Here is a 13,250-nt window from a genome sequence, read left to right as displayed (position 1 = left end):
ATTTTAACTCCGTTAATCAAACAGTTAACTGAAGCTGCATTGACGGCGGAGCTGGACTCCCATCTGGCAAATGATATTGACGCTAACCGTAAAAATGGGTCTGGCAAAAAAACCATCAAAACCCCTACCGGCAGCTTTGAACTGGCCACGCCCCGTGACCGTAACAGTACTTTCGAACCGCAATTAGTGAAAAAACATCAGACTACGCTCTCCGATGAGATTGAGCAGAAAATCATTCGCATGTTCGCGCTGGGAATGAGCTACGCCGATATCAGTCGCGAAATCGAGGATTTATACGCTTTCAGCGTGTCCAGCGCCACCATCAGCGCGGTGACGGATAAAGTTATTCCTGAGTTAAAACAATGGCAACAGCGCCCGCTGGAGGCGATTTATCCCTTCGTCTGGCTGGATGCCATTCATTATAAAATCCGCGAAGATGGCCGCTATCAGAACAAAGCGGTTTACACCGTGCTGGCTCTGAATCTGGAAGGTAAAAAAGAGATTTTAGGTCTGTATCTGTCTGAAAATGAAAGGGCTAACTTCTGGCTGTCAGTGCTGACAGACCTGCAAAACAGGGGCTTAAGCGATATTCTGATTGCCTGTGTCGATGGCCTGACCGGGTTCCCGGAGGCTATCAACAGCATTTACCCGCAAACCGAAGTCCAGCTCTGCGTGATTCATCAAATACGTAATTCAATCAAATACGTATCATCAAAACACCACAAAGCGTTTATGGCGGATTTAAAGCCGGTTTATCGGGCGGTATCAAAAGAAGCGGCGGAAACCGCGCTGGACGAACTGGAGGAAAAATGGGGGGTGCAATACCCGATGGTGTTGCAGTCCTGGCGCAGGAAGTGGACGAATTTATCAGGATATTTCCGTTATCCGGCGACTATTCGTAAGGTTATTTACACCACAAATGCAATAGAATCAGTTCATCGGCAGTTCAGGAAACTCACTAAAACTAAAGGCGCTTTTCCGAATGAAAACAGCCTGTTGAAGTTACTTTACTTAGGATTACAGAATGCGCAAAGAAAATGGACAATGCCGATCCAGAGTTGGAATTTGACACTGTCCCAGTTAGCCATTTATTTTGAGGGGCGTCTTGATAAAGTGATAACGCTATAATGATTTTAACGTGACACAGAATTCTGAACACTCTCCACCTATTGTTTTGGCTACTTTTAGTGCCCGCTGATAATCCCCGAGAGTTTCAAGTTTTCTACTTCTCTACTTCTCTACTTCTCCCCATAAGACTTCCACAAACGTTTTACATGAACGAAATTTAGTCAATGTACATCTTACGGGCAAACTTTATTGTCTCTACACAGTGGTGAGGAGTTTATTATCTTACTCGCCCCAAGTACTCTGGCAGATGCGACCGCGGTTGCCGAGCGCATGCGCCATTCGATTGAGGAACTGGACATTCCCCACGGAATGTCACCCCATGGGCGCGTGACTATCAGTGTTGGTGTGGCCTCCGTTTCTGAACCGGGCGAATATCTGTCGGCGAAAGATTTGTCAGATGCTGCGGATAAAGCGCTATACCGCGCGAAAACTGCGGGGAAAAACCAGGTTAAAGCGGTAGAACTAAGTTGATTCGTAACATATATAGTTGATTCATAACATATATAGTTGATTAGTCACATACATATGAAGAAATGTGGGGCAGGAGGATATGACTGCCCCACAAATACACATTGCCGATATGATTATTACTAATATAAAAAAGCAATATCTCGCTTAGTTTGTATGGTCTTGAGCTTCCCGCAGACGTTCTTGTTCTTCAGCGATAACCGCCTGAATTTCCTCTAGTACGCCCTCAACATCAACAGCTTGCGTGCTTTCTGCAAACTCGCCAGTCAATGGGGTTTCAGGATGCAACTTGCCATCTTCATAAAGCGCCCACATCTCTTTGGCATATTTACTGTCAAGCAATTCAGGGGCGTATTGACCATAATAGTGCGTCATATTCGCCACATCTCGCTCCAACATGGCTTTAGCGTGATTATTGGCCGCAGCATTAACGGCTTGCGGCAAATCGATAATCACCGGGCCGTCTTTGTCGATTAAGACATTAAACTCTGACAAATCGCCATGAACCAAGCCCGCGCACAGCATCCGAACCACATAGCGGATCATTATTGCATGGTCAATCAGCGCTTGTTCTTTGCTAAAGGGAACATCACTAAGGCGAGGGGCGGCGAGGCCGTCTTCATCGGTGACCAGTTCCATGAGAAGCACGCCATCAAGACAAGCATAGGGCTGTGGCACGCGAACACCAGCATTGGCTAGCAGATACAACGCATCGACCTCGGCAGTTTGCCAGGTTTCTTCTTGCTGCTTGCGGCCAAATTTGGAACCCTTTGCCATGGCACGCGCATCGCGGCTATTACGGACTTTACGACCTTCTTGATATTGAACTGCTTGTTTGAAGTTGCGGTTCTCTGCTTCTTTGTAAACTTTAGCGCAACGGATATCCTGCCCACAACGGACAACATAGACATCAGCTTCTTTGCCACTTTTTAAACGACGGATGACTTCGTCAACCAAGCCGTCATCAACCAGCGGTTGGATTCGTTTTGGAATTTTCATGGCGTCCTTGTACCCTATTTAAGCCCGCGATGGAATGGCTTTGGCTGAATTTTCCTCCAGTTTACCATTCGAGCCCATCTGCGGGTGGGTTTTTACTGTGAATCAGGCTGCACTGAACTGCGCATTATGCAATTTGGCGTAAGCCCCTTTGCGGGCGAGCAGCTCGTGATGATCACCTTGTTCAACAATACCTTCTTTATCGACCACAATAATGCGGTCGGCGTTTTGAATAGTGGCTAAACGGTGAGCAATAACTAAGGTGGTTCGCCCTTGTGATAACTCAGTCAATGCCAACTGAATAGCTTGTTCTGTGGCCGTATCCAGTGCAGATGTTGCTTCATCCAGAATCAGAATTGGCGGGTTTTTCAAGAAGATACGCGCAATAGACAGGCGTTGCTTCTGGCCACCCGATAATTTAACTCCGCGCTCACCAACCACAGTATCAAGGCCATCTGGCAGACTTTCAATCAGCTCATCCAGGCGAGCTTGCTGTGCCGCCGCCATAATTTCGTCATCGCTGGCGTCCAGTTTGCCATAAGCAATATTCTCACGGATAGAGCCGCCGAATAAGAAAACATCTTGCTGAACAATACCAATATTATTGCGCAATGATTGCTGGGTCATATCACGGATATTGATCCCATCAATGGTAATTGCACCGCCATCAAGCTCATAGAAACGGGGGAGTAATGAGCATAATGTTGTTTTCCCTGCACCAGAGGGGCCGACAAATGCCACGGTTTCACCCGCGCGGATTTGCAGGTTTAAGTCAGTAAAGATTTTGTTCTGTGCGGAATAACCGAAACTGACATTTTGATAACAAATATCCCCCCGCAGGTGGCCCACCGGGCGTGCATTGGGCTGATCGACAATATCTGGTAATGTATCAATTAGTTGCGTGAATCGTTTAAATCCAGCAATTCCTTTCGGATAGCTTTCCAGTACCGAGGTTATTTTCGCCACAGGGCGGAAAAAGACTTCGACTAACAACAGAAAACCGACAAAGCCGCCGTAACTAAGCTGGTCATTAACTACATACCAGGTGCCGACCACCATCACGATCAACTGAACCAGACGGGTGCTGAGGTAGCTCATGGTCATACTGGTGGTCATAATGCGGTAAGCCCGCAATTTAGTGGTGCGGTAATCTTCGTTATCTTTGGCGAATAATTTTTTCTCATGGGATTCGTTTGCGAAAGCTTTTACGACACGGATCCCCCCAATGCTTTCTTCAATTCGGGCATTAAAATTCCCCACCTGACCAAATAGCCGACGCCAGGTTTCCGTCATTTGTGCGCCATAACGGCTGACCAGATAGGTCATAAACGGCACAATAAAGATAGTGAGCATCGCCAGTGGCAGGTGAACAGAAGCCATCAGGATAAAAGCGCCAATAAACGTCATTACCGCAATGAAAAGATCTTCTGGGCCGTGATGGGCAATTTCCCCAACTTCCTCAAGGTCTTTTGTGACATGGGTGATGATATGCCCGGTCTTCATATTGTCGTAATAGCTAAATGATAACTTTTGCAGATGGCTAAATGCCTGGCGGCGCATATCGGTTTCGATGCCGACACCGAGAGCATGCCCCCAATAGTTAACTATCGCCATTAGCGCGGTATTGAGGAGATAAATCATTAGCAAGCCCGTAGCGGCCCAGACTATCAACACCCAATCTTGATTAGGGAGCAGCTTATCAATGAACAGTTTTACAGCCATCGGGAAGCTCAGTTCCAGCAGACCGGCCAAAATAGCGCAGCCAAAATCCAGATAGAAAAGCCCTTTATACGGGGTGTAATAAGAAAAGAAACGGCGGAGCATCAGGCATCCTTACAATTACAGAGGGAAATTATAAAACGAAATAAGAAAAAGTGATTTTCGGCATTATAAATCTAAATAGTTCTTAATAGCATTTATTTTGCAGTTATTAACCGATAATAAAATTCTCATCTGTGAGAATATGCCAAAAGCAAAGATAAAATCGAGTTGTGTTAGTGATTTCATCGCGAGGAGCAATGATAATGAAGTTGACGATGACGGATACCCCAGCGGCTGAAAATGTAGCTGAAGTTATGGCGGGGTTAAAGGCCTTTAACCGTAATTTTGTCGGTGATAACGGTCGAAAACCATTAGCTGTGTTTATAACGGGTGAGCACGGCGAAACGTTAGGGGGGATTACTGCTTATACATTAGGCAATTACCTGAGTATAGAATTGTTGTGGGTATCCGATACATTACGTCATTCAGGTGCGGGCAGTAAATTGATGCAGGCTGTAGAGCAGGAAGCAATACAACGCGGATGTAAATTTGCCCAAGTTGATACATTCAGTTTCCAGGCGCGGCCATTCTATGAAAAGCATGGCTATCAATTGCAGATGGCGCTAGAAAATGTCGTGGATGAGTATCATCGCTATTATTTGACGAAAAAATTGATGAGCTAAATTGTATTGAATAAGGTGATAATGTTCAACTTTCATGTGGTTAAAACACCTATCTAATAGAGCCAAACTCAACTAAGTTCAATCGATTACTAATGCCCGATACCCTCTTCATGATGGTTTCGTGCATTATTTATTTTGTGATACTCAAATGATCAATATTCAGCTTTTGACGGAAGCTCACATTTTCGTTGAATAACCTCTATAGGACTTAATCTTTTATTAGGTTAATCTGTTTTACATTGGATTAACTTATGTAAAGGGACACGAATATGGCGGCCTCCGCAAATAAAAAATTGTCACTGTGGTCATTAACTTCGCTGGTCGTCGGCTCGATGATAGGTGCCGGTATTTTTTCTCTGCCCGCGACGTTTGGTCGTGCCACTGGGGGCTTTGGCGCATTGATCGCCTGGGTTATAGCGGGCGGGGGAATGCTGACTCTGGCCTTTGTTTTCCAGACATTGGCGCAACGTAAACCCGACCTTGACTCAGGCGTTTATATTTATGCTAAAACCGGGTTTGGCGATTATGCCGGTTTTGCGTCGGCCATCGGTTTTTGGGCTGGGGCGTGTATTGGCAGTGTTTCTTATTTCGTGTTGATCAAATCAACACTGGGCGCATTCTTCCCACTCTTTGGTGATGGTAATACTTTATCCGCTGTTTTAATTGCTTCATTAATCTTATGGAGCTTCCACTTTATGGTGTTACGCGGCATTAAAGAGGCTGCGACGATTAATACCATTGCCACTTTTGCTAAAGTTATTCCGATATTTATTTTTATTATTGTTTTGGCATTTGCCTTTCACACCGATACTTTCGCTTTAAACTTCTGGGGGACTCAGTCTTTAGGGGCGGTGGGTGATCTCTCGCATCTGGACGATTATGGCTATGCCGGTCATGCGGCATTAGAAATAAGCGCGGGTTCTGAAACTTTGTTTTCTCAAGTTCGCAGCACAATGTTGGTCACGGTATTTGTTTTTGTGGGTATTGAAGGTGCGAGTGTTTATTCCCGCTATGCCAAAGAAAGAAAACACGTCGGTATTGCGACCGTTTTAGGTTTTATTGGTGTTTTATGTTTGTTGGTGTTGGTCACGATGCTCTCTTATGGTGTGCTGCTGCGCCCTGACCTGGCTGCATTACGTCAACCGTCAATGGCGGGGGTGTTAGAGCATATTGTAGGGCGGTGGGGCGCTATATTTATCAGTATTGGATTGATTATTTCAGTTTTGGGAGCCTATTTATCATGGACTCTACTGGCTGCCGAAGCTCTCTATAGTGCAGCAAAAAGCAATATTATGCCGAGTATCTTGGCCACTGAGAATAAACATGGGGTGCCCTCGGCTGCGGTGTGGATGTCGAATATTTTTATCCAATTATTCTTAATTGTTACGCTTTTCACTGAATATGCTTTCCAGCTCGCACTTGAGTTAACCAGTTCATTGGTTCTGATCCCCTATCTCCTGGTTGCAGCATATGGGTTGAAATTAGTCTGGACCCGCGAGACTTACCCTGTGGGTTCGAGAGACCATAAAAAAGATTTTATTGTTGCCTTAATTGCCACGATATATGCCATATTGATGGTATATGCGGGGGGATTGAAATACATATTATTGTCGGCAGTGATATATGGGCCAGGCACCCTGCTATTTATTATTGCTAAACGCGAGCAGAAGAAATCAGTATTTTCCTCCCTTGAAAAATGTTTCTTTGCCGTGGCACTCATTGCCGCTATCGCAGCGTTATACAGTCTGGCGACAGGTATAATTACCCTGTGATAAGGTGACGATATTGAGTGATAATAGTCTGGAAACCTTAACACTTGGCTATGACTTACAATACATTAACTTTATTAATGTGTTTGAATGAGCGCCTTATTTTTACAATAGATGGGCTTGATCTATAACACAGATTACGACAGGATCGCGTTGAAAAAGCGGGCTATCAGGTTAGCATTAGCATGATATTTCGATAATATTGCGCCCAATAAAACGCGATTTTTCTTATGCAGAGTCACGGCTGGTGTGTTTTCACCAGTAGGTATTGCTTTGAAAAAACAACAAAATACTACCCAGAATAGTGATTATTCAACGGGAATTGGCGATGCGCAATTTGCGCTCGTGGTTTTACTGACAACATCATGTTTGCTGATTGCAATAACGTTGATTGTGATCCTATGGCTCATTTAATGCGCTATAGAAATTAGGGGAATGTATGGAAAAGAGCTTGTTTGATGACAATAAAGTTATTGCATTGATTGGTTTACTGTTGGCGGCGCTGATTGTGGTTAGCACGATGTTTGTGATGACTTACATGGCGGATCGCCAACGCAACGAAGTACAAACCATTGATGTGCAGAATTGCTATAAAAAAGACTGAGAAGGTATTCGCCGGATAGCGCTCATATGCATTCAGGCGAATAATTATATTGTGGTAACTACGCTAACTTCTGATGAATAGCATGCAAGGGCAAGGCAATATTGAGATCAATATCGGTATTTTGCCGGAAGTCATAGGGGGTTATGCCGTAACGTTTTCTGAACATGTAAGTAAAGTGTGACTGTGAACCAAAGCCAAAATCCAAAGCAATATCAAAAATGGTGCTGTCACTGCTACGCAGTTGATAGACGGCACCCGCTAAACGTCTTTCCCGAATGTATTTACCTAACGATACCCCGGTCACTTCTTTAAATATTTTCTGCATATGCCAAAGCGAGTAGCCAGAATACACGGCTAACTCTTCAAGGTAGATGACCCGCCCCAGATGGGTTTCGACCCATTTACTGAGGGCGCAGACTAACGCGAGATGATTTTCTTGTGACATTATTTAGTCTGTTTTTTCTGGTTGGGAGTAGTGCAGTATACACAACTTGAATCTAACAACACAAAACACCAAATTGGCTTCGATTATTGGGAATCTATCATAAAGACTTTTCAGCGCGTGTTTGCAAAAGAGCTTTCTAGTGCCATAGTAAAAGGGGAGGGGAGCTATCCCGAGGATAAAGGCTGAGTTTGGAAAAATAGAAATTAAAAGTGGTGAGGTGATCGCATGTTGATAACAGTGATTATGACTCTGATAGCGGTTGTGGGTGTAACCGTTTTTCTAAAAATGCCAGTAATGGTTCTGCACAAAGATAAAGGCGCAGGAGGTGATAAACTGTGAGACTAGGATTATTGTGATCAATATATGTAATGCATATCCCCGAACCAGGTGATTGATAACTATCAGACCTGGTTTTTTTACGCCTCGTTTTTATCTCAATAAACTCTTCATATACTGATTCAATGTACTGAGCTATCTATGTAGGTTATTTATTCGTCACAGACAAGACTCGGAATCCTTAGCGATAAAATCGTTGGCATGACACGGTCGGCTAAAGAAATATGCCAATGAGCGTGATATCCTCGCACGATATTATTGTGAAGGAATTATTCATGTCTGAAATGTTCACTAATGATCAAGAATTGGTTTCTGATCTGGTTGCCTGCCAATTGGTTATCAAACAAATTCTTGATGTGATTGATATTATTGCGCCAACTGAAGTGCGGGATAAAATGTCCCATCAACTTAAAGCGATTGATTTCTCTTCACATCCTGCTGGCACTGACCCAGTCACTAAGCGCGCCATTGAAAAAGCTATTGCTTTGATTGATATGAAGTTTACACAGAAATAAATTGCCATCTGTTGCATTTTGGTCTGTACGCTCAGCACAGACCATATCACTGTGGAGTGAGTCGGGCGGGTTATTCAAATACATTATTGCCGATTTTTTTCACCAGTGGGCAATTGCTGACTCCGATGATGCCATTTTCTCCGTTTATAAATTGAGCGGTCGAAATGCTTCTGGCTGTTAGATATTGGCATTGTAAACCGATGCCCGCAGCGTTTTTCTCACTGCCAATTAACACGCCATAGCCTGAAAAGAGCAAGCCTAAGTATATGATTGCTACCACTAAGAGAAGTCTGAATAAATTCATATGGTCACTTCCTGTAATTAGTTTTACTTACTATATAATAGATATGTTTAACAGTTTAACTTGTAATAATGAGTAGTTTAATAGTAAAAATCCTAAACCTTATTGATTTATAGAGCGAATCTGTAAAATAATCAGTAAAATAGGTTTTTAACACGGTGCCAAACATAAGTTAATGACATCTTGGCTATAAATGGTTGATGTTTAGTACAGTATAATTTAAAAAAAATGTTGAATAAGGTGCCTGATTTGAACATTAAGAAACTTGTTGCAGCGGTAGGGATCATCGCCGTTTGTTGCTTGTTTTATCTGTTAGCCCTTGATAGCTATTGTGACCAAGGGGGAACTTTCTCTACTGGTATTTGCACCATTACTTCGGTTATTCCATGGTAAGAATAGCCTATTACTCACATATATAATAACCAATGAAAACTATTTACATTGGTTATCTTTGTTGACCGTTAATCGTTTGCCCAAGTTGATCTTTGTTACGCGGAGAGTGATAAGATAGTGTCTTCGTCACGCATGTAATAGGGTAGTCAATGTTAGATACAAATATGGGCGCAATGGGTGTTGTCCCAATCGCTTTTTCGCTGTTTACCGTCATTTTTTTCTTGATAGTTTGGTTCTTTTTGAGCCGAGCCAGCGTGCGAGCCAATGAACAAATCCGCTTGTTACAAGACATCGCCGAACAACAAAAGCAGCAAACAGAATTACTAAAAGCGTTGCTAGCAAACGCAACCGGCACCAGTGATTTTCAAAGTGACAGTGACATTGTTTCTCCTCTCGATTTTAAGGGTGTTATTCCGGAGAGATAAACTCACCGACTCTGGCGCTGCTGTCCGGCAGTGTCAGAGTGATACTAATCTCTGCCTGCCATGCTTATTTTCTCTCACTTCCTTCGATACTCTGCTTTGCACCTTGGTGCCAGGTCACTCTTTTATTGGACTAAAACAAACTACGTTGATTGTCATAAATGTGTCTTAATTTCGCCGTAATGTAGCCTGAACTTAACAGGAGAACGGTGATTCGGATGATTAAATGGTGTGAGGAAAGTGACAGCGAAGTGAACAGAAGCATTGCGTTACTTAGCGGTGAAGATCCTGACAAGTGGTATCCGTATGGCGGCATTAAGGGTAAGGATTACTGCAAGAATCCTTCTGATGCCTGGCCTATCATCTATGCCAATAAAATTGGCCTCTATTCACCCGAAATTGATAATAATCAGTGGAATGCCAAAATCACCAATCCGCAAGGAGAATGGCAAGCTTATAGTCAAAGCCCGCTGCGTGCGGCGATGATCTGCTATTTACTCAGTCGGGAAGTTTGATAATCCATCGCGATAATTTTCAGCAAAAGTGAATATCCCGTGAAACTTGTATAACGGGAATGATAAACGGTAAGAAGTTTTTGACTGCTTTCGTGGAGCTGATGATGAAACGTATCATTAAAGGTGATTCAAATTTGTCACACTTGGTTATTGCCCATGCAGCGATTGACCACCATCAAAAATCCTACGGCGAGCGGCGTCAGGGTTGGCCTTCAACTTATCTTATTCGCTACAAAAATAATCGAGTTGCCGTCGAAGTGGTCACCCGGCGTCAGTCTTATGTGGCCACATTAATGATTGGTGCCCGAAATTTAAGCAAGTTATGTGGCATCTCGGGATTACATCTCTGAGAGATATTCATAGTCTGGGTCGATAATGAATTCCATATATATAGAACCAGCCGATTGGTTTTTATCTTGTCGCCCACTAATGACCTTAATCCTTGCCGCCATCAGGTTTAAGTGTTAAAAAACCGCCGCAGATTCATTTACGAAAGGCGCTTTTTAACACGATAGTGAGTAAAAGTGCGGCAGAGGACAGGATGGAACAGCAGTTGCAGGATTCAACATTAAAACGCGGTTTAAAAAACCGACATATTCAGCTGATTGCTCTGGGTGGAGCGATCGGCACTGGGCTATTTCTTGGGATAGCACAAACTATTAAGATGGCTGGTCCCTCAGTGATACTGGGCTATGCTATCGGCGGCTTTATTGCATTCCTTATTATGCGACAGTTGGGTGAAATGGTTGTTGAGGAACCCGTAGCTGGTTCATTCAGTCATTTTGCCCATAAATATTGGGGTGATTTCGCCGGATTCTTGTCTGGTTGGAACTACTGGGCGATGTTTATCTTGGTCGGAATGGCCGAATTGACCGCGGTAGGCATTTATATTCAATATTGGTGGCCGGAAATCCCAACATGGGTTTCAGCCGCAGTATTCTTTGTTCTGATCAATGCCATCAACCTTGTTAACGTGCGTATGTATGGCGAAACTGAGTTCTGGTTCGCTATCATCAAGGTTGCTGCCATCATTGGTATGATTGTCTTTGGGGCGTACCTGCTGGCATCGGGGTCGGGCGGGCCAAATGCTTCTGTGACTAACCTTTGGGCACAGGGCGGCTTTATGCCTCATGGCTTCAGTGGGTTGGTGATGGCGATGGCCATTATTATGTTTTCTTTCGGCGGGTTGGAAATGGTCGGCATTACTGCCGCAGAAGCCGAAGACCCACATCACAGTATTCCTAAAGCAACCAATCAGGTTGTCTACCGTATCCTTATTTTTTATATCGGCTCATTAACGGTGCTTTTATCTCTTTATCCGTGGGGCAAAGTCGTGGAAGGGGGGAGCCCTTTTGTGATGATTTTCCATGCCTTGGATAGCCATCTGGTGGCGACAATCCTAAATGTGGTGGTTTTGACCGCGGCATTATCGGTCTACAATAGTGGGGTTTATTGCAATAGCCGCATGCTATTTGGCCTGGCATCGCAGGGGAATGCGCCCAAATTGCTCACCAAGGTTAATAAGCGCGGAGTGCCAATTTTATCTATCGCGCTTTCAGCATTGGCGACCTCAGCCGGTGTGGTGATTAACTATGTTATGCCAGGAAAAGCGTTTGAATTATTGATGGCGCTGGTGGTTTCTACCTTGGTCATCAACTGGGTCATGATCTGTCTGGCTCATTTGAAATTCCGAGCGGCTAAAGTGCGAGAGGGCGTTGAACCGCGTTTCAAAGCATTATGGTATCCCTATGGTAATTATCTGTGTCTGGTGTTTCTGATGCTGATTCTGGTCATTATGTATTTTACGGATGGGATTCAGATCTCAGTGCTGATGATGCCCGCATGGATTGCGCTGTTGTGGTGCGGTTTCATGCTGACTCGCCGCAAAGGTAAGAGTCACTCAGCGACAGTGACACAGTCCGATTAGGTTGTGATATAGCGCTAAAGTTACCGGGCAGAAACAAATTATGCCCGGCGATTGCTTTCTTTCGTATTACTCATGGCGCTATTTGTTGTTTAAATTGTCGGCAATAAATAATGACAGTATTATAATAGGCAGAGACTATTGTTTCTTTCTGGAATCACCTAATCTAATTGAGATTAATTCTTAATAACCCAACATAACCATTTTAAAAATAGGGTTAAATGTGTTGGGAAATATATTCAATTAAAACTGCCAACGCATCCAGGTAAACAACACATTACCATTATTATAAGTACCGGGAATATAGGTGGTTTGTAGAGCGAATTTATTATATTCAATAGAGATCAACGGCAAAGGCAATGGAATTGGAATGTAATGATATTCATGGCGCGCGGTAACACTGGCAGTAAAACCTACCCCAAAACGCCAGCCGTCCATATCCCCTGGAATCCACATCTTTTGATAGCCATAACCTATAATTGGCTCTACTTCATTATGTGAGTCCATAAAGGCCATCGCATATACTGCGTGCCAGTTGTTATTCTCATCATAGCGATACTTGCCATAGCCGATACCCCAAGGACGTTCATTGTATGACTCTATCTTGTCATCATCATAAGTCCAGCGGTTGTGCCACGTATTCAACGGTATATACAGCTCTTGGTTGGGAGAATCCCACGCGAGAGAGATATTGCGCATCAGGCGTTGCCACAGATTGTCATTATCTACAGACGCTATGCTTTGCTGTTCGATAGCGGTATTGGCAGAGGGGGATTTATCTTCTGCCAGAACGGCGTTAGCCTGACCCAGCCATAGGCTACTCAGAAAGAGCACGTTAACAATGTATTTATAATTCATGGTATAACTCTCTGATGCTGATAAGGTGAAATAAGATTTCCTTGCATCAGATAATCCTTATACCTATCAAAATTAATCACTAATAAACGTTATTCAAATGTGTAAATGTTATAGCTTAAAACCTAAACAGTT

Annotated in this window: 15 protein-coding genes and 1 pseudogene; 11 read left to right on the top strand and 5 right to left on the bottom strand. The window is 43.7% G+C overall.

Annotated elements, in window-relative coordinates; translation table 11 throughout:
• The coding region (locus FTA91_RS12135; protein ID WP_145583400.1) for an IS256 family transposase at positions 1-1,128 on the top strand (1,128 nt) is incomplete at its 5' end.
• A gap of 198 nt (positions 1,129-1,326) precedes the next feature.
• A pseudogene (locus FTA91_RS12130) lies at positions 1,327-1,599 on the top strand (GGDEF domain-containing protein); the annotation flags it as partial.
• A gap of 144 nt (positions 1,600-1,743) precedes the next feature.
• Here FTA91_RS12130 and FTA91_RS12125 read toward each other — a convergent pair.
• Together FTA91_RS12125 and FTA91_RS12120 are read right to left on the bottom strand one after the other, a co-directional pair.
• Positions 1,744-2,595 carry a PA4780 family RIO1-like protein kinase gene (locus FTA91_RS12125; protein ID WP_145536012.1) on the bottom strand — a complete coding sequence of 284 codons (852 nt, stop codon included), beginning with the start codon at positions 2,593-2,595 and terminating at the stop codon, positions 1,744-1,746.
• Positions 2,596-2,697: 102 nt separating this feature from the next.
• Positions 2,698-4,416, bottom strand: a complete 1,719-nt coding sequence (locus tag FTA91_RS12120) for an ABC transporter ATP-binding protein (protein WP_145536011.1) — start codon at positions 4,414-4,416, stop codon at positions 2,698-2,700.
• Positions 4,417-4,616: 200 nt separating this feature from the next.
• Here FTA91_RS12120 and FTA91_RS12115 point away from each other — a divergent pair, with 200 nt between their 5' ends.
• The 3 genes from FTA91_RS12115 (at position 4,617) to FTA91_RS12105 (ending at position 7,409) form a co-directional block, all read left to right on the top strand.
• The gene (locus FTA91_RS12115; RefSeq protein WP_050116268.1) at positions 4,617-5,036 is read left to right on the top strand and encodes a GNAT family N-acetyltransferase; all 420 of its coding nucleotides are present in this window, start codon (positions 4,617-4,619) and stop codon (positions 5,034-5,036) included.
• Positions 5,037-5,305: 269 nt separating this feature from the next.
• Positions 5,306-6,808 (top strand): amino acid permease, encoded by a 1,503-nt coding sequence (locus FTA91_RS12110; RefSeq protein WP_050116269.1) that lies wholly within the window; start codon positions 5,306-5,308, stop codon positions 6,806-6,808.
• Between the two features lie 436 nt (positions 6,809-7,244).
• Positions 7,245-7,409, top strand: coding sequence for a hypothetical protein (locus FTA91_RS12105; RefSeq protein ID WP_004389861.1), 165 nt, complete (start codon positions 7,245-7,247; stop codon positions 7,407-7,409).
• A 58-nt stretch (positions 7,410-7,467) separates the two neighbouring features.
• Here FTA91_RS12105 and FTA91_RS12100 read toward each other — a convergent pair whose 3' ends face one another.
• Positions 7,468-7,854, bottom strand: a complete 387-nt coding sequence (locus tag FTA91_RS12100) for a helix-turn-helix domain-containing protein (protein ID WP_038632374.1) — start codon at positions 7,852-7,854, stop codon at positions 7,468-7,470.
• A 611-nt stretch (positions 7,855-8,465) separates the two neighbouring features.
• Here FTA91_RS12100 and FTA91_RS12095 point away from each other — a divergent pair.
• Positions 8,466-8,705, top strand: a complete 240-nt coding sequence (locus tag FTA91_RS12095) for a DUF2766 family protein (RefSeq protein ID WP_050116270.1) — start codon at positions 8,466-8,468, stop codon at positions 8,703-8,705.
• Positions 8,706-8,775: 70 nt separating this feature from the next.
• Here FTA91_RS12095 and FTA91_RS12090 read toward each other — a convergent pair whose 3' ends face one another.
• The gene (locus FTA91_RS12090) at positions 8,776-9,009 is read right to left on the bottom strand and encodes a YobH family protein (RefSeq protein ID WP_050116271.1); all 234 of its coding nucleotides are present in this window, start codon (positions 9,007-9,009) and stop codon (positions 8,776-8,778) included.
• Between the two features lie 246 nt (positions 9,010-9,255).
• Between FTA91_RS12090 and mgrB the strand changes: the two genes are divergently transcribed.
• The 5 genes from mgrB to FTA91_RS12065 all read left to right on the top strand — a co-directional run bounded on the left by mgrB (position 9,256) and on the right by FTA91_RS12065 (position 12,263).
• Positions 9,256-9,399, top strand: a complete 144-nt coding sequence (mgrB, locus tag FTA91_RS12085; RefSeq protein WP_072082737.1) for a PhoP/PhoQ regulatory lipoprotein MgrB — start codon at positions 9,256-9,258, stop codon at positions 9,397-9,399.
• 149 nt (positions 9,400-9,548) lie between these two features.
• On the top strand, positions 9,549-9,824 hold the full coding sequence (locus tag FTA91_RS12080) for a YebO family protein (protein ID WP_050116272.1): 276 nt from the start codon (positions 9,549-9,551) through the stop codon (positions 9,822-9,824).
• A 215-nt stretch (positions 9,825-10,039) separates the two neighbouring features.
• The gene (locus tag FTA91_RS12075; RefSeq protein ID WP_145536010.1) at positions 10,040-10,336 is read left to right on the top strand and encodes a phage protein NinX family protein; all 297 of its coding nucleotides are present in this window, start codon (positions 10,040-10,042) and stop codon (positions 10,334-10,336) included.
• Positions 10,337-10,440: 104 nt separating this feature from the next.
• On the top strand, positions 10,441-10,686 hold the full coding sequence (locus tag FTA91_RS12070) for a DUF4060 family protein (RefSeq protein ID WP_032819535.1): 246 nt from the start codon (positions 10,441-10,443) through the stop codon (positions 10,684-10,686).
• Between the two features lie 191 nt (positions 10,687-10,877).
• Positions 10,878-12,263: an amino acid permease gene (locus FTA91_RS12065; protein ID WP_050116275.1), complete on the top strand. Its 1,386-nt coding sequence runs from the start codon at positions 10,878-10,880 to the stop codon at positions 12,261-12,263.
• 240 nt (positions 12,264-12,503) lie between these two features.
• Here the strand turns inward: FTA91_RS12065 and pagP are convergent, their stop codons facing one another.
• Entirely contained in the window at positions 12,504-13,118 is a 615-nt protein-coding gene (gene pagP, locus FTA91_RS12060; RefSeq protein WP_050116277.1) for a lipid IV(A) palmitoyltransferase PagP, read from the bottom strand.
• Positions 13,119-13,250: the final 132 nt, after the last annotated feature.

Source organism: Yersinia thracica, assembly GCF_902170565.1.
GTDB classification, from domain to species: Bacteria; Pseudomonadota; Gammaproteobacteria; order Enterobacterales; family Enterobacteriaceae; genus Yersinia; species Yersinia thracica.
Note: the sequence above shows the minus strand (reverse complement) of the source record. Positions and strands in the feature narration are given on the sequence as shown.